The 18,386-nt window shown below is 36.5% G+C and carries 17 protein-coding genes; all 17 read right to left on the reverse strand.

The features are described from left to right. Positions 1–49 precede the first annotated feature (49 nt). The gene (locus tag ACO6FI_RS11920) at positions 50–403 is read right to left on the reverse strand and encodes a hypothetical protein (protein ID WP_485457524.1); all 354 of its coding nucleotides are present in this window, start codon (positions 401–403) and stop codon (positions 50–52) included. 10 nt (positions 404–413) lie between these two features. Continuing rightward, positions 414–974 carry a hypothetical protein gene (locus ACO6FI_RS11925; protein ID WP_485457525.1) on the reverse strand — a complete coding sequence of 187 codons (561 nt, stop codon included), beginning with the start codon at positions 972–974 and terminating at the stop codon, positions 414–416. Then, entirely contained in the window at positions 952–1,455 is a 504-nt protein-coding gene (locus ACO6FI_RS11930) for a YfbM family protein (protein WP_485457526.1), read from the reverse strand. Before ACO6FI_RS11930 ends, ACO6FI_RS11925 begins: the two co-directional genes overlap by 23 nt. Positions 1,456–1,466: 11 nt before the next feature. After that, a complete protein-coding gene (locus ACO6FI_RS11935; protein ID WP_485457527.1) occupies positions 1,467–1,907 on the reverse strand; it encodes a GNAT family N-acetyltransferase in 441 nt (146 codons plus the stop codon). Positions 1,908–1,914: 7 nt separating this feature from the next. Beyond that, on the reverse strand, positions 1,915–2,772 hold the full coding sequence (locus ACO6FI_RS11940; protein ID WP_485457528.1) for a DUF2262 domain-containing protein: 858 nt from the start codon (positions 2,770–2,772) through the stop codon (positions 1,915–1,917). Positions 2,773–2,777: 5 nt separating this feature from the next. Next, on the reverse strand, positions 2,778–3,329 hold the full coding sequence (locus ACO6FI_RS11945) for a hypothetical protein (RefSeq protein ID WP_485457529.1): 552 nt from the start codon (positions 3,327–3,329) through the stop codon (positions 2,778–2,780). A gap of 9 nt (positions 3,330–3,338) precedes the next feature. Then, positions 3,339–3,788 (reverse strand): hypothetical protein, encoded by a 450-nt coding sequence (locus tag ACO6FI_RS11950; RefSeq protein WP_485457530.1) that lies wholly within the window; start codon positions 3,786–3,788, stop codon positions 3,339–3,341. Positions 3,789–3,820: 32 nt separating this feature from the next. Next, positions 3,821–4,672 (reverse strand): CbrC family protein, encoded by an 852-nt coding sequence (locus ACO6FI_RS11955; protein WP_485457531.1) that lies wholly within the window; start codon positions 4,670–4,672, stop codon positions 3,821–3,823. Positions 4,673–4,689: 17 nt separating this feature from the next. Beyond that, complete coding sequence (locus ACO6FI_RS11960; protein WP_485457532.1) at positions 4,690–4,833, reverse strand: hypothetical protein; 144 nt, start codon at positions 4,831–4,833, stop codon at positions 4,690–4,692. Positions 4,834–4,874: 41 nt separating this feature from the next. Then, positions 4,875–5,327 carry a hypothetical protein gene (locus ACO6FI_RS11965; protein ID WP_485457533.1) on the reverse strand — a complete coding sequence of 151 codons (453 nt, stop codon included), beginning with the start codon at positions 5,325–5,327 and terminating at the stop codon, positions 4,875–4,877. 50 nt (positions 5,328–5,377) lie between these two features. Then, positions 5,378–6,163, reverse strand: coding sequence for a GTP-sensing pleiotropic transcriptional regulator CodY (gene codY / locus ACO6FI_RS11970; RefSeq protein ID WP_009447173.1), 786 nt, complete (start codon positions 6,161–6,163; stop codon positions 5,378–5,380). Positions 6,164–6,407: 244 nt separating this feature from the next. Continuing rightward, the gene (gene nagA / locus ACO6FI_RS11975) at positions 6,408–7,571 is read right to left on the reverse strand and encodes an N-acetylglucosamine-6-phosphate deacetylase (protein WP_485457534.1); all 1,164 of its coding nucleotides are present in this window, start codon (positions 7,569–7,571) and stop codon (positions 6,408–6,410) included. After that, positions 7,562–8,287 (reverse strand): glucosamine-6-phosphate deaminase, encoded by a 726-nt coding sequence (gene nagB / locus ACO6FI_RS11980; RefSeq protein ID WP_485457535.1) that lies wholly within the window; start codon positions 8,285–8,287, stop codon positions 7,562–7,564. Before nagB ends, nagA begins: the two co-directional genes overlap by 10 nt. 9 nt (positions 8,288–8,296) lie before the next feature. Continuing rightward, the gene (gene alaS / locus ACO6FI_RS11985; protein WP_485457536.1) at positions 8,297–10,954 is read right to left on the reverse strand and encodes an alanine--tRNA ligase; all 2,658 of its coding nucleotides are present in this window, start codon (positions 10,952–10,954) and stop codon (positions 8,297–8,299) included. A gap of 378 nt (positions 10,955–11,332) precedes the next feature. Continuing rightward, positions 11,333–12,667 carry an MATE family efflux transporter gene (locus ACO6FI_RS11990; RefSeq protein WP_485457537.1) on the reverse strand — a complete coding sequence of 445 codons (1,335 nt, stop codon included), beginning with the start codon at positions 12,665–12,667 and terminating at the stop codon, positions 11,333–11,335. Next, positions 12,667–13,677, reverse strand: a complete 1,011-nt coding sequence (locus tag ACO6FI_RS11995) for a LacI family DNA-binding transcriptional regulator (RefSeq protein ID WP_485457538.1) — start codon at positions 13,675–13,677, stop codon at positions 12,667–12,669. Before ACO6FI_RS11995 ends, ACO6FI_RS11990 begins: the two co-directional genes overlap by 1 nt. A 570-nt stretch (positions 13,678–14,247) precedes the next feature. Then, positions 14,248–18,386, reverse strand: a 4,139-nt coding sequence (locus ACO6FI_RS12000; RefSeq protein ID WP_485457539.1) for an FMN-binding protein, incomplete at its 5' end; no start/stop codon positions are given.

Genomic DNA, 18,386 nt, shown 5'->3' on the forward strand with positions numbered 1-18,386 from the left:
ATTATACCATAGAATAATTATTTGTGTCGCTTATTTAATTAATGATATACTAGTCCCTCTTATAAAAATATAAATATGGGTAGTTTACAATCTCTTCATGCCAGTTATCATCATGCTTTATTATAACCTTTCCATTTTCATCATAACACCTTGCAACTATCGGTGCTCTCTCTCCGGATTTTATTTTCCAAACCAATATTCCGTCCTCAAGCCCTGAATCAGGTGAATCGGTCTTTATATACTTTCCCAAATAGCAATCCCACCTTCCAAAAGGCAACTTATCATACACAATATTTACAAACTCTGCCAATGTATCAGGCAAAATAAATGTATCGGGATTAGGTGCGTTTACATCATCTCCCATGCACATACTGCTCCTGCCCATATATACTTTTATTTGCATAATCTTCTCCTTAAAATTTATATAAAAGAGGGAATATCAATCCTACATCAATAGCCATAAATCCCAGTATAATACCCAAAACACCCAAGAATATAGTTATACCTTGAACATTTTCACGAATCTGTATGGAGAACTTACGGTAATCAATACCTCTGTTATTTATAATATTATCTCTTTCTTCCGCTCTGTCCGTTAATGAGATATTATAACTTCCGCTCTCCACACTAAATGTATACAATTTGACTCTTACATCCTTAAAACTGCTTGCTGTAGTTCTAAAAAAATCCGGATATAATATTACAAACTTTCCTGTAGCGTTATTTTTCAGTTTAATATCTAAATTATACATAGGAGATACTGAATACTTTTTCCCACAAAGCCATATATCATATTTACCGATTTCATCAAGTGAAAAGCTTCCGTCTATTAAGCTTACCGGCATTTCATATATCATCTTAGCCTTGGCAAATCCGCTTATCTTTTTAATGCCGATAACTATAAGATATATTCCCACAGGTACAAGCAGTAATAATAAATATTTCAAATCCTTAATAGATTGTAACCAGGACATTTCCGTCCGCCTCCAAAATTTCCTTATAAAAGTCTTTCATTCTTTCAAAACAGTCAAGAAGATCTTCTTTTATTTCATCTTCTTCATCGTCATAATCCCAGATATCCGGATATAGCTCCGCTTCTTTACCTTCTTCCAAGCTAAAGCTTTCCAAAGCACTTTCCATATCAAAATCTTCAAGTGCTTTTAATATATCCTTAACTCTGTCCTTTTTTGTATAGGCTATAAAATCTTCTATTTTTTCTATCGAAGTTACACCCACCACAGCTTCACTGAGAGGATCTTCCCATATAGGATCTGATGCACTTACCCCCGTCAGCATATAGTGAAGCAGATCCCAGTTCTTATCTATATCAAGAAGTATTTCCGCCTCCTCATTCCAGTCTTCCACCGTTTCAAAGATATCTTCCTCATTGTCAAATTTTTCAAGTGCTTCCAACTCTTTATCACTTAAATATTGATAGTTTGCTCTAAGTCCCATTTTTTCTCTCCTTAAAAATTAAATATTTTTATAAATCTTTTTTGCAGCTTATCACATTTGTATCCTATATTCTCATAGAATTTATGTGCTTCTACACGATGATTTGCCGAATTGAGTCTGATAAATGAAATACCGTTATCAGTAGCATATTTTTCAATATAACCAATTAATTTTTTGCCGACCCCATTACCCCTGAAATCAGGATCAACAGCCAAACCCAATATATTAAGTCCGGTATCACTGTACACACTTTCATACACCTGTGCATGAACAAATCCGATAACCTTTTTTGTATTCTCATCTTCATATACTGCCAAGATATGATTTTTATTATCGCATGACAATTTCTTTATCTGATTCTCAACTGTACTTATATCAACATCATACCCCAGAGATGTTTTGCATATTTTTTGTATTTCCTTTGCATCCGATATATTTATTTCTCTTATCATATGTATCTCATCCTCCCATACTTGCAGATGTAATACCTTTTTTCAGACTTCCACCAACTGTTATGCAATGCCCTGCGAAAATATTATCATCTTTAAAATATGCCGTGAATGAACCGCCGGATGTCATAGAAATTGACTCAATACCGATTCTCTCGGCAAAGCTCTCTTCCGTGATTTTTAAGGCTTCTTCCTCTGATTCACACCAATCTCTTGCAAGGTCTATAAGATTTTTGGCTGCAAATATTCTCATTTTTGCATCCCATTTTTCAGCACTTAAGTACAATTCTTTCATAGCTTTTCTTGCCTTTGTGATTCCCGATTTGTTGTCTTTATCAACATCCAAGGAAATATCAATTTTTTTATCCAGCCAAGTAATATGCCCTTCAAAGCTGTTTATAGTTCTATCATACAAAAGCTCACCCCATATATCATCCTCTATGACTATAGGCTTTTTGTACTCTGCCAGTATTTCTTCAAGCTCCGGACTTTTTGCATTTTTTTCTATTACATCTACAAGAAGAAAATCCAGACTTCTTATTATAATCTCCGGCACTTCTTCAGGTAATTTCTTACGTACTTTTAAATGATAGACAGTTTCTTTATCAAATTCCGGTATCAAATGATTATCATACTCTTTTTCACTTGCAGCAAACACAAACCTACACTCTTCTTCATGTAGTTCTCCGGTTTCACAATTTATATAGGCCAGGCAGAAAACTGCCACTTCCCAAAATCCGTTTCTCTTACTTGTGACATCACCTTCATGCCTAAGTACAAGGATTTCCTGCTCTTTTTTATCAAAAGAGTTTTCCCATTCGTTCTCAGTCATTTGGTTTCTTTTTCTAATATAATCAATGAGTTCCATTAAGATCAACCCCCTATAAGCTCTGATAGCTCCTTTTCACTCAACTCACTATTATTATATAACTTTTCAAGCAAATTTTCATCAAAATCTATTTCATAGTAGTCTGTTACAAATTCCTTGAAATCATCATATGTTTCACATATATATCCAAGCATCCAATTGCTTCCGTCATCATCAGACAATTTATTTTGATGAATTTTTCCGTCATACCAAATGAAAAATGTTGTTTCATCTATTTCCCGGTTGTCAAAAAGTGAAATATATTTTTCATCAACACCGTCATATATCTTTTGTATAACACCTCTGTCAAACTTTTCCTTAGCAAATTGACTCAAACTGCTTTCATGTGCAAATCCCTTTATTAAGATTACATCTTCCATAAAAATAACATATAGAGTATCGCCTGAGCCGTTATCAATAATATACTTTAGATAAGTTTCATTTTCTTCTTTATTAATTATTCGAAGATAATCCTCAGAAGGGTCAGTCAAGGCATTGTCAAGAAAATATAATGCCTCAAGTCCGGTTCGCATATTACCGCAATCCATATATTTCATTCCATACTCCTATTTTAAATCAGCTTTTTTATATCTTCCGGAAACATATCCTAAAATACAAATCTGAGCTATATTCCATTCATTTGCAAGATAGATTGCACATCTGACTTCATCACCTAAAGTATTTTTTGCAATAAACTCATATCTTCCCAGTTCTTCATTATTTGAAATTCTTTCAATATCTGCTACATATGTTTCCTTAAAAAACATATTAAATTCATTCCATACAATTAGTGCATCAGCTTCTGTAATTTCCACCTTTAGACAATATCCGATACTGACCTTGCACCTTTTCTTTATTCCGGTTTCATCAGCCTTAAATACTTTTGTACTGCCCTTATCAAATACCCAGTTCTTATCCTTCAGTGTAGCTACCTTTTCTGTCAATATATCCTTAAATTTGACGATATTATCCGAAAAGTATTTACAGGCATTTTCAAAAATCTCAAGGTTTTCCATTTTTATAGTCCCTTACATGGTATTTATTTTGTTTAGTCCGCATCCACATAAAGATGATATTTTTTGCAGTGTAAACATCTGAATAAGTATCCGCAAATAGATCCGTCCTTTACCAGATATTTTTCTACATCCGCAAATTCATCACGTTTATTGTACTCTTCAAAGACTTCTTCCGCAATTCCCATTTCTTTTAATTCATTTGTTCCTACTCTGCCCAGATATGCACAGTAATCATTACAACAGGAAAGCCAATATTCACCCTGCCAGCTTAAATACCCCGGTGTTCTATAAAAAAGTTCCTCATTCTTTTCTTTATCCTCTTCAAAATTCCATTCGGCATCCTGAACAAACTCGGCATCAAACTTTTTTGCGGCTTCTCCGTTTGAAATACATACAGGGCAAAGATAATCCACATCATCTACAGCATACGGACTTTTTGCATAGTAAACACTGCTTTCATTACCGCAACAAGGACATATCTTCGCTTCACCTTCTATAAATGAACCTGTCTCCAAAGGATTGGGGTGATATCTGAATTTCGGCAATAATTTTTTACGTTCTTGCCTTTGTAGTCTTTCCTTTTTATTTAGCGGCCTTGTTATTGCAAATCTGTCACCATGGCTCTCATTTAAGTCTTTTAACCCCAAAAACTTTTTAATCTGTTTTCTGTCTGTTTTATCATATATACTTTCATACAGTTTATATGCACTTTCCATCTTATAGAGAAGTTGATAGACATCAACCAGTACTTCAATGGCTTCTTTTTCAGTTCTTTCTTTCAGTCTGTCCGCAAATTCATATAATGCCGATACACTTGATTCGTTTTCATGCTGTTTTTCAAAGTTTTCTTTTAAGCTGATATATTCTTTTAAAAATTCGTTCATGTTTCATCCTTATACAATCAAAGCATCTCATATTGTTCTTTTACATACTCTATAAACTCATATATATCTTTAGAGACCTCTTCCATTTCAAATGATCCTAGTGCACCCAAATCATTTTTATATATGGTATCGTCAGAGTCCTTTTCTATAAAGAAAGCCATATCTCCGTCCTGTCCTATCATGAAAAATTTAGGCTCGTATTTTATAGTCCGAACTTTTTCCAATCATCAACTGATTCTATTATCGGTATCAGACTGTCAATTTCAAAATACTCTTTTTCGATAGGGTCGGCATAACCGTCAACAATCAATACTCCGGTGCATCTTATATGAGCATTATCATCTTTTATATCTATAATTTCAAGCTTATATGAAATCATAGGTTCCGATTCATAAATATAAAATGTATCTTCTCTTTCATCACATTCTTCTATTGTATTTACACTAAAACTTTCTCCTACAAGATCTTTTACACTGCTTTTGTTTGAATCTATACTGTTTATACAAATAGATGGAGCTGTTAATTCACCACGAAAGTCTCCATCTTTAAACCCTATATCTACAGACCACGCGCCGTTTTCTTTATCAAATATAAGGCAACTCTGTCTGTCACTTAAATCATCTTCAAAACTGTACTTTTCACCTATCTTAAGCATTCTATACCTCCAAAAAAGGACCGGCTTTGCCGGTCCTTAGTATGTTAACTTTATTTGATACCCTGATCCTTCTTTACCTCTTCCAGCTCTGCAAATACCACATCATTTATTACCTTGATATAGGTACCCTTCATGCCGGATGACCTGCTTTCTATTACTCCTGCACTTTCAAATTTTCTTAGTGCGTTTACTATCACCGATCTGGTGATCCCTACTCTGTCAGCTATCTTACTTGCTACAAGTACACCTTCGTTGCCGTTAAGCTCTTCAAAGATATGTATTATAGCTTCCAGTTCTGAAAAGCTTAATGTTGATATGGCGGATTTCACAATAGAAATCTTTCTGTTCTCCTCCGCATTCTCCTCATTTACACTTCTCATCATTTCAAGTCCTACCACTGTTGTACCATATTCGCTTAATATTATGTCATCTATATCAAAGCCCTTTTCCTCTTTGTAAATGAATACGGTACCCAGTCTTGAACCTGCGATATCAATAGGACTTATAATAGCCTGATATCTGTTTACATTTTCCTCGTCAAATCCAAGTGTTGCAAGATTAACATTTTCTTTGGTGGACAATATTGAGAGCAGTCTTTCATTCAGCATTTCATCTATAAATCCTCCGACTTTGTCGGCAATCAACTCTGTGATTTCAGATGTACCATTATGTGTTCCAACTCCTAATACCTTACCCTTTTTACTAATAACAAGACTGTTTGCCTCGAGTATTTCTGATAATACATCACATATATCATTAAATACCACTTTTTGTGAATTATTATTGTGTAATAACTTGTTAATCTTTCTAGTCTTATCCAATAATTGTACACTCATTCAAGAAAACCTCCCCTTAGAAAACAATGTATTTTCAATAAAGCTCACACTTAAATTTTAGCACAATTTGAATAAATGTACAACTTTTTTATGTGATAATTATTATTATTTGCTTATCTAATCCTATTAAAGGCAAATGATACATTATTTATATTTTTGAAAATATCAGAATAATATACATAAAATTATATATAATCTGATAACAAATAAAAAGAGGTAGAATTTTTGCTCTACCTCGTACAATTTATAATTCACTATATATTTCTTTGCCATGTACATATACAGCCTTTATATTGAGTGACTTGTCCATCAATACAAGATCCGCATACTTTCCATCCTCAATGCTTCCGACTTTATCAAATATTCCTATCTGCCTTGCCGGATTTATTGTAGCCGCGGCTATGGCGTCTTCAAGTCTGATATGCATATCCTGTACGGCTCTCTTCATGCATTCAAAAAGATTTGTAACTGAACCGGCTATAGTACCGTCTTCAAGTACAGCCTTTCTACCTGTAACAAAGACTTTTTGACCGCCCAGAGTGTACTCTCCGTCTTCAAGACCGCAGGCTCTCATGCTGTCACTGATAAGTATAACTCTCTCATTTCCAAACATTTTGAATGTAGCTCTGACCACTGCCGGATGAATATGTATTCCGTCACATATAAGCTCTACACATACTGTATTATTGTCAACAGCCGCACCTATAACTCCGGGAGCTCTATGTGTAAAAGGCGGCATTGCATTGTAAAGATGAGTAACATGAGATGCTCCCTCTTCAAAAGCTTTGCTTGCAGTGTCATAATCCGCCATTGTATGTGCAATAGACACTATTACCCTGTCCTTTACCTCTTTGATAAACTCCATCGCTCCTTCATTTTCAGGAGCGATATCTACAAGCTTTATGATATTGCCTGATAAATCGTTTAGTTCATCAAACAGCTTTGCATCACATTTCAAGATATACTTTGATGACTGAGCGCCCTTTTTTGCTTCACTTATAAAAGGTCCTTCCATATTTATTCCTACAAGTTTTGCTCCCTCTTCATTATCATAGGTGGCAGCCTTTCTCATAACTTCTCTAAGTTCATCCTTTGAGATTGTCATAGTTGCAGGACAAATACTTGTGATTCCCGACCTTGCCTCATACTTTGCTATATTCTTTATAGTGTCATCTTTTGCATCACAAAAATCATCACCCATACAGCCATGGAAATGTATATCTATAAGTCCGGGTATTGCGTAGAGCCCTGTAGCATCTATCTGTCTTTTTTCATGCTTTTTATCACTATCTGATGAAAATCCAAGATTTATAAATGATGACTCTACGAATTTTTCTCCTGAAATATTTATCTCTCTGTTTCTAAATACCTTATCAGGGTCAAATACAATAGCATTTTTTATAAGCATGATAAAGCCTCCGCATCACCTATCAGAATAAAATCATTATGTAATTGCAACACGGATGCAGGCACCTTCGGTGTGACAGAACCGAAGAACGCATCCTTTACTATCTGTGCTTTTCCCTTTCCGCTTACAAGCATAAGTACACGCTTTGCTCTCATAATACTGCCTATTCCCATAGTATATGCCTGCTTAGGCACATCATCAATACTTTCAAAAAATCTCTTATTTGCCTCTATTGTACTCTGTGTCAGATCTACTACATGAGTCTTATCTATGAATTCATCACATGGCTCATTAAATCCGATATGACCGTTGTTTCCAAGTCCTAAGAGCTGTAAGTCGATACCACCGAAGTTACTTATGATACTCTCATAGTCTTCTCCCGCTTTAATCGCATCAGGCTCCATACCGTCAGGCACATTTGTATTGGCCTTATCTATATTGATATGGTCAAAAAGATGTGAGTGCATGAAGTAGTAATAGCTCTGATCGTTGTCCTTTGTAAGTCCTCTGTACTCGTCAAGGTTTACAGTCTTAATCTTGCTAAAGTCAAGTCTGCCCATCTCATATCTTTTTACCAATTCTTCATAGGTTCCTATAGGTGTGGAACCTGTGGCAAGACCAAGTACGGCGTCAGGTTTTAATAAAACCTGTGCGCCTATAATGTCTGCCGCCATCTCACTCATCTCTTTATAATCTTTTGCTTTTAAAATTCGCATAATAGCCCCCTAATTCAGCTGTGATTTGAATACTTCTCTTGCCTTATCAAGTGCGTCCTTAATACCTGCAGGATTCTTTCCGCCTGCCTGTGCGATATTCGGTCTTCCGCCGCCGCCACCGCCTACAATTGCGGCAATGCCCTTTATAATATTTCCGGCATGTGTGCCCAAAGACAGTGCCTTATCGCCTGCCATGCAAAGTAAGTTGACCTTACCGTCCACATCCGATGCAAGAACTACCACTCCGCCGTCTACATCTTCTTTTAACTTGTCTCCGAGATTTCTAAGCTCGTTCATCTCAACACCGCTTACCTGCATTGCAATGAACTTAACTCCGCCGATCTCTTCAATACTTTCCTTACTGTCTCCAAGCGCTTCACTTGCAAGTTTGGCTTTAAGCTTCTCATTCTCGGACTTAAGAGCCTTCATCTCATCCAAAACGCTCTCTGTCTTTGATACAAGTTCGCTCTCGTTTGTCTTTAAAAGCTCGGCCACTTTTTGCATTCTACTTTCGATGTCCTGATAGAACTCGATAACGCCGTCACCTGTAAGAGCTTCTATTCTTCTTACACCTGCAGCAATACCGTTCTCTGAAAGTATCTTAAATAGCTTTATATCGGCCGTATTATGTACATGAGTACCTCCGCAAAGCTCCTTTGAGAAGTCTCCCATACTTACAACTCTTACATCACCCTGATACTTTTCACCGAAGAGTGCCATAGCACCGCTCTTTTTAGCCGACTCCACATCCATTACATCTGTAACAACAGGTAATGCTTTATTTATCTCTCTGTTTACAAGCGCCTCTACATTCTCAAGTTCCTCTTTTGAAAGACTCTTAAAATGTGTGAAGTCAAATCTGAGTCTTTCTGCATCCACATAGCTTCCGGCCTGCTCGACATGGTTTCCGAGCACTTCTCTTAATGCCTTATGTAAAAGGTGAGTTGCGGAATGATTTGCAGCGGTCTTTCTTCTGTTCTTTTTATCTACAACAGTTTCCACCGTGTCGTTAAGCTTAAACATTCCCTGACTTACATAGCCTACATGACCTATCTTGTTGCCGCCAAGTTTTATAACATCCACTACATTAAATACCGAGTCTGCTGTCTTTATAACACCGATATCGGCATTCTGACCGCCCATGGTAGCATAGAATGAAGTCTTATCAAGGAAAACAGTTCCGTGATCTCCCTCAGCAATAGCCTCCACTATCTCATCTTCCGTAGTCAGCGCGATAATCTTTCCGCTGTCTGTAAGACTGTTATAGCCTTCAAATACTGATTCAAGTTTAGGATCAAGTGACTGATATATTGTCACATCCGCACCCATATAGTTGGTAGCTTTTCTTGCGGCTCTTGCCTGCTTTCTCTGAGCCTCCATAGCTTTGTTAAAGCCGTCTTCATCTACACTGAAGCCTTTTTCTTCTATTATCTCCTTTGTAAGATCAAGAGGGAAACCGTATGTATCATACAATCTGAAGGCATCCTCACCTGATATTATCTTTTCTTTATTTTCTGCAAGCTTTTCTTCTATATCGGAGAGTATTGAAAGTCCCTGATCGATAGTCTTATTGAATTTATTCTCCTCTTCTGTAAGAACCTTCAAAATCATCTCTTTCTTTTCTTCAAGCTCAGGATAGCCGTCCTTAGAAAGTTCAATAACTGTATTTGCAAGATTTGCAAGGAATGTGTCCTTGATACCCAGCATTCTTCCATGTCTTGCAGCTCTTCTTAAAAGTCTTCTAAGTACATAACCTCTACCCTCATTACTCGGCATGATTCCGTCTGAAATCATGAAAGTACATGATCTGATATGGTCTGTGATAAGACGAAGTGAAACATCCTTGCCTGCATCTTCTTTATATGAAGTATTTGCAAGTTCAGCCACTCTGTCAAGAAGTGCCTTGATAGTATCCACTTCAAATATTGATTCCACATCCTGAAGTGCTACAGCAAGTCTTTCAAGTCCCATACCTGTATCTATATTCTTCTGGATAAGGTCCGTATAATGTCCCTTTCCGTCAGAGTTAAACTGTGAGAATACATTGTTCCAGATTTCCATATATCTGTCACAGTCACAGCCTACCGTACAGGTAGGTTTTCCACAGCCGTATTTTTCTCCTCTGTCATAATAAACTTCTGAACATGGTCCGCAAGGTCCTTCTCCGTGCTCCCAGAAGTTATCTTCTTTTCCGAACTTAAATATTCTCTCAGCCGGAATACCTATCTCTTTGTTCCAAATCTCAAACGCCTCATCATCATCCATATATACTGAAGGATAAAGTCTGTCGGCATCAAGACCTGCCACCTCTGTCAAAAACTCCCAAGTCCATGCAATAGCCTCATGCTTAAAGTAGTCTCCAAAAGAGAAATTACCAAGCATCTCAAAGAATGTACCATGTCTTGCAGTCTTTCCTACATTCTCAATATCTCCTGTACGAATACATTTCTGACATGTGCATACTCTTCTTCTCGGCGGTATCTCCTGACCTGTAAAGTACGGCTTAAGCGGTGCCATGCCTGAATTGATCAGTAATAGTGAATTGTCATTGTGAGGAACCAAAGAAAAGCTCTTCATAGCCAAATGGCCTTTGCTTTCAAAGAACTCCAAGAATTTTCTTCTTATCTGGTTTACTCCGTTTTCACTGTTTACACTTTTGTTACTCATATATCTGTTACTTTCCTTTTCTCATATCACTTACTTTTTTGCCCAATTTGATGCCTATTAGTGCTAATATTCCAAAAATAATAGCCTTAATTACACTTCCTACTAATGTTGATAAAAAAACAGCCATAATACACCTCTCTTATTCTTAGGCAATGCCCTATATTTTATAGACAAACTGTTTCTATAATATCACAATCATTGTTAAAACTCAATGTCCGTATTATAATAGTCCAGGACAGGTGCATGAGTAAATAAACTATAAGAAATCCCCTTTTCCTTTTTTATGGTATATTTAAGAAAAAGGGGATTTTATAATGAATGAGTTGTTAGAATAGCTTAAATATATTAAAGACATATTTTTTAAATATAGAATATACATCACTGTGATAGACTGATCATCCATGTGCGGCTCTTAAAAATAACAAGTGATACAACAAGTCTGAATATTTCTTCTGTAGTAAGTAATGTATATACACCTACAATTCCCCATTTAAACACATATGCTGCAAGCATACAAAGAGGAATACCTATACACCATGTTCCTATAATGTCAATAATCATTATAATTTTTGTGTTTCCTCCACTTCTTATAATACCTCCTCCAAGAATCATATTTTCAACCTTTACCGGAGCATATAAGGCAAATACAGTAAGAAGAATTTTTCCAAGTTCTTTTACATTATAATCCACCTGATAAAATCCTGTATAGATTCCTGCCGACAATATAAGAATTGATGATATAAAGACTGCGCCTATTAACCCCGCAATCATAATTTTCCCTGATTCCCTATATGCCTCCTCATACTCTTTCTTTCCAAGCCTCTTTCCGACCATAACACCTGCCGCAGCCGACAAACCGCTTAAAGCACCCATAACCAGTCCCTGAGTCGGAGCCGTAAGCATATATGCCGCGAGATTTGCCGTATCAAGATGCCCATACACTCCGGTTTCCACATTCTGCCCCAAACTCCAGAGAAACTCACTTACAAGAATAGGTATAACCATTATAAAATAATCCGGTATGCTAATCCTTTTAAAATGTAATGACAATATCGGCTTATCCCCATCTTTTTTGATGTAAATAATAAATCCGATAAGAATAAATATAAGGTTAAATAGCTGAGAAACAAGGGTTGCTATTGCCGCACCTTTTATTCCCATAGGTAAAAATCCGGCTTTTCCAAATATAAGTATATAATTAAGTCCTGTATTTACAGCTACTGCTAATAAACTTGCAAAAAACGGTATGACAGCATGCTCCTTGCAGCGCAGCCATGTGGATAAAATGATACTGATTGCCATCGGAATATATGAAAATGCTACAATGCGAAAATATACAGCACCCGTATTTATAATACCTACATCCTTTGTATACAGTCCAAGAATATGTGTCGGAAAAACTCCCGAGGCAAACAAAAATAATGCAGATATTATCACTGCACAGACCATGCTTATATCAAAGCTGCTCCATGCTTCTTTCATATCCTTTGCTCCGATAAACTGTGCTATTAATATCCCTGCAACAGTGCCTACTGCACCGATTACCACAGAAAAAATCAAAGAAAAATTACCGCACAGTCCAACTGCCGATATATTTATTTCTCCCAGCTGACCGATCATTATCTGGTCAACAATTGAAAATGATGCCTGCAACATGCTCTGCAATGTAACAGGAACAGCTATTTTACATAATGATTTACTAAACTCTGACATTATAATTCCCTTGTACTTTCTCTTTTTATAAGTTTTACCGGGAGAACTATTCTTGTATCATATTCCTTCCCGTCACGCATATCTTCAATACATCTGATTGCAGCCTTTGCCCTTAAATATGCATCTTGATGAATTGTAGTCAATGCCGGAACGCTTTCCCTGCTTGCCATACTGTCATCCATCCCGATTATTTGCAAATCTTTAGGAATACGAACACCTCTCCCCTGTAAAAATTGCATAAAGTCAAGTGCATAATAATCGGATACTGCAAAAACTCCGGTAATATCAAGCTTTGAAAGTTCCAAAAACTTATCCTTATAAAATTGTACTCTCCCTTTCTTTATATTCGGTATTTGCCAAATTACAGTTTCTCCCGGAGAAAAGGCTTTGCAAAATCCGTCGATACGCTCCTTGTCCATACATATATAATTATCTGAAATACATAATGCTTTTTTATGTCCAAGCTTCTTAAAATATTCCCCTGCCTTATAACCTCCGTCATAATGATCAATCACAAGATTAACAAATTTTGAACATTTATCAAAATAGCCGTCATATACAACAAAAGATATCCTCATCTGATTTCGCAGTCTTTCATAATTCTCTTCACAAAATCCCATCAGAATCAGCCCGTCCATATTCCACATTGAAGCAAACACTATTACTTCATTGATATCTGTCGTTGTTTTTATCATAAGGAAATATCCTTTTTTATTTACCTCGTGAGAAAGTGCGTTTAATGACGACATTACAAATCCGTCTTCTAAAACTCTGCCCTCATATTTGGGATGATCATTCACTACCACTCCGATAATTCTTGAATTATTTCTTGCAAGCAAAATCCCTGCCATATTGGGAATATATCCGGTCTTTTCAAGTTCTTCTTGAACCCTTTTTACCGTTTCATCTGAAATCTTGCCGGTTTTACCATGAATCACATTTGAAACTGTCGCTGTACTAAGCCCCAGCGCATCTGCAACATCAACAATCCTAACTCTGCTCTGTGCCATACCATTCCTTCTTTTCCTTTTATTCTAAAAATGTTGTATCCCTTTAGGCTCCTGCTCATAGTAAATAGTAAAACAATTTGCCATTTACTAAAAGTCTTTTGCATGTGCATGGATTTGCAGAGGAATTTTGCAGCTTGTGAAACGCAAATCCGGTGCAACAACAGCAAATGCCGACCCTCTGCAAGTATAGAGGATAAATTTCCCTCTCGACAAATCCATTGTACAATAGGAATGTAGCTTTCACAACGGTTAAACGCATAACCCATCACAAAATTTATATCTAATTTTTGTGTTTTTTTGTTATATTAATAAGAATTATCTATTATATCAGAACAGAACGTTGCTAATAGATAATCATTTATCCATTTCACAACGCTCCATTTATAAATTTGCCTATCCTCTATTCAGGCTAATTGTTTTCATAACTTAATAAAAAATCTATTGTAGTTTCATCCAATAAATTATTATGTATACAAATCTGTTTTATAGATTTTAGAATTTTAAGAGAAAATCACTATAAAAGCGATGCCCGCCATGGAGCATCGCCTTATTAAAAGCTAATTACACTATTTAAAAAATCAGTTTTTTAGGGTCATAAAGTTCCCCGACTTTATTTTTCATAACGACTTTTCTTTCTGTGTGATAGGAAGGAATTGTTAAGTCTTCCCTATTATTTTCTCCATCCGCTTTTTTTCTTTCTAAAGGCTTTTTGGCATTACTGTCGGTGGCAAGCCTTGGTTGCATTGACATATCTCTATTTGCCATTCTAAAACCGCTCTGCTCTGCAAATGCTTTTTTTACAGCCTTTTTTATAGCATCTGATGATACTGTTGCGCCGCTTATACCGTCTACAGTATCGATTTCTGATGCCTTTTTGCCGACAAATCTTGGAAGCATATTCAGTGCATTTGCCCAAAATCCTCTGTTTGCCCCTGCATTGGTATCATTGTCCTCTACACTTACAACAGTTCCGGTCTTTTTGTTAATTGTAACTCTAAGAGCAGCATAGTATCCGAAACTTGTGATTTCTTCTTCAACCTCTTTTACCGTATTTGAATCATCACCGCTTCCCGAAGCTTCACCTACATCAAATGTAAATGATGTGGATACATATCCGTCAGTTTTATTATTATCTTCAAATACTAAAGTATACTTTCCTTTTTGAGTAGAATCGGTACTGTTGATTGTCAAAGTATTTGAAGACTCTTCAAATGAATAATCCGAACCTTCTTCAAGCTTTTTTCCTGACTCCTTGGTTCCAAAGTACAATTCCGATACCTTATAACCTGTATACGGAAGTTTACTCATATCAAATATAACTTTAGCTCCGTTTTCATCATCAAATCCGGTTTGTGAAGAAATTGAAGGCACGGCATTTGCTCCAAGCTTCTTTGGAATATATAACTCCAATCCGTCTATTTCAAATTTCTTATAATTGTTCAGCAGATACGTTATCTTATAAATTCTGCTTCCGGAAAGTATTTCAAAACGCTTATGAGCCAATCTTCCGCCTTTTTGCCTCATATTAACTGAAAATCCGAGGTCTCCGTTCGGCAAAATATTGTCAAGCTGTGACAAGCCGTAAATTCTTGCAATGTTACTGCTTGCACCCGCTTCAAATGTAACACCTAATACATTCTTATCAACTTTGATTTCATCAGGTAACCCCTCAATATGTATCTGATAATCTCCGTACTCGCTTTGATCTGTTAATGATACTTTGATATCTGAAGGATTATAAGCAATTTCACCTGCATTATCACTTGATTTCAGTTCTGAAATCGAAGAATCGGTATGAATAACCTTATATGTAGGCAATTCGTTTTGTGTAACCTCTCTCTTTACTCCTGTTATGGAGTCGGGAGCTGTCATACTTGTAACCGCCGGAATAAGTGCGCTGTGGTTTTCAGCTCCCACTGCGGCCAAAAGCTTAACCTTTGCATATAGTTCCGCATCAATTTGTACCGGAGTTTTAACTCCTCTGATCTTATAACTGTTTTTCTTCTTATCGCTATAAACAGCTGTAGCAAATTTGCCATAGTTTTTAGCTGTAGATGAACTTACATCAGTATATTTTCCGTCAAAACTCATACTTTGAACCATAACCGGTTCCTGTCCGATTTGCGGATCATTACTCTTAGACGGAGGTGTAATTCTTCCTCTCATCAATTCTCCGAAATAGAAATAAGAGTATGGAAAATCGGCAGTACCGTATAGATCACCTGTAAGTTTTTGATCATCCTCTACATAGTAATAAACTTTAGGCACATACGGATTTCTTACAAGCTTTGTTTTGCCGGTTACATCCTTTCCTTTTACCATAAAGGTCATATTTGTATTTGTAGGGTCATACTTTTTATAGTAGTAAGTGTGCTTATTTCCGTCCACTACCAAATTTAACACATCCATATTTGTTGCATCAGGAACGGCTTCCTTTGGAAGAGCGGCCTTTACGGCATTTTTAATGGCATTTGATGAAAGTGTGGCTCCTGTAACGGCATCCACAGTATCAACGCTGTCCTTTGTTTTTCCTACAAGTTTTTCAAACATTTCGACAGACATATCCCAATAATTTCTGTTATTGGCATTTCCCGGTTCTGTACCGTCGTCTTGAACTTTTATGATTTTTCCGGTTTTTTCATTATAAGTTACCAAAACCTTTGCCTTATAGAAGAAAGTCTCCATCTGAGCTTCTCCCCTTGCAGTCTTGATATCTCCGGTCTCACTTTCACCACCCTCATACTTAAACTTTAGTCCGATACTTCCGTTTCCAAACTGTGGACTATGATAGTCTGAAAGTGCAATATTTAAAATATTGTCACTCTTTGTAAGACTGTGACTTAGCTGTGTATCCTTTGCATCCAGTACTTTTACTGTGAAAGTGTCTTTGTCCCATTTATTTTCATATTTTTTCGGTATTGTTACATCAAGCATTAAATGTGCATTGCTGCTTTCAAATTCCTGTTTTGTAATACCGGTCTTCTTATAGATAAGCTCCTGTTTATCATACAATTCAACTGTAGCAGGTAATACTTGCTCAGGTTTTGCTGTTTCAACAAACTTAAATCCAATCCATACATAGCCGCCGCTTTCATGGAACGCTCTGTAGTTTTTAAAGTCTACTGTAAGTACGCTGTACTTCTTTCCTACTTTGCTCTCAAGCAGTGTTCCTTCATCATTGTATGCTTTTACACTGAATGTATCCTTGTTCCAGTTCTCATATTCTTTAGGTATCTCTACATTAAATATCTTCAGATATCCTTGTGCTTCTCTGAACTTATTAAAGTCTACATTCACTGTTGTAATCTTTTTCTCTCCTGCATAAATCTCAAGTTTTGCAGGTGCCTGCTTCTTAGGATCAGATACATTGACTGTAAATGTCTTTTCAACACTCACATTATCTATAGTCTTACTTATATGGATGGTCTTTTCTCCGATATCATCATTTGTAAAGACATATCCGTTGTCGGGATTTGATGTGAATCTTCCCGCCTTACATGCTTCCCAGCCTACAAATGCCTTGTTGTTTCCGTTCTTTGTAACGGCATTTATCTCAAGATCTCCTATTTCAAGACTGTCTCCCACATAGTAATTCTTCTTTATAAGTTTTGTCTCAAGGTTAAATGATGCTATATCAGACGTGTCTTTTGATACATCTATTATTACCGCATATATATCATATCCCCACTCGTCATATCCCGGATGCGGAATATCTTTCATATTGAAACGCCACTGTGAAAGATCTCTGTCATACTTTGCCTTACCGAGTTCTTCTTCTCCCGAGTAGATTGACATTTCTTTTATCTTACCCTTAGCTTCAACCGTATAACGGTATTCATCTTTATTTAGGGCAATATCCTTTGTCTCTCCGTTTTCATAAGATATCTTTATCTTATCCGGATATTTCTTTCCTAATTTCTTTCTTACCTGAATCTCACTTTGTATATCTATCAGTGAATCCGCATTCTTAAAATGCACATGTACAAACTCAAGAAGTGAAGGTAATGTACTTCCATGAAGAGGATCTGTAACTATTCCGTAGTCTGCAAACTCTGCAGGTGTAATCTCTTTTACCTCTCCACCCTTTAGATGAAGCTTTAATACTGTTTTTGAAAGATCCAAGGTTTGACCTGTTGCAACACTGTCAGGTCTTTTTGCAAACTCGATATACTCAATCTTTTGTTCCTTATGGTCTTTCTTAAACTTCTTTGATCTCTCAAGAGCATTGTCTACAGCACTTAAATGACCTCTTGCAGTTTCGGTTGCACCGCTGACCGCATCATAGACTTCGCCTCTTCCTTCATCCAGCTGCTTTTTAATACCTTTAGTATCTTCCAATCCCTTAAACTTCTCAAGAAGATAATCTCTCTTTCTTTCATAGCTTCCCGCTATTTTACCGTCATCCGTATATACTACCGAATCGACTTTTTCAATCTTTCCGTTCTTTATGGTAACCTTAACGACATTTGAACCTCTTTGAAGCTTATATCGGCTCCATGTGGCTGTTCCGTACCACTCTCCGTCTACATATTCACTTTGACTTGCAGCTGTTTCGACAAACTTAAATCCAATCCATACATAGCTGCCGCTTTCATGGAACGCTCTGTAGTTTTTAAAGTCCACTGTAAGTACACTGTATTTCTTTCCTACTTTACTCTCAAGCAGTGTTCCTTCATCATTGTATGCTTTTACACTGAATGTATCCTTGT

The sequence above is a fragment of the Lachnoanaerobaculum sp. genome (assembly GCF_057250505.1).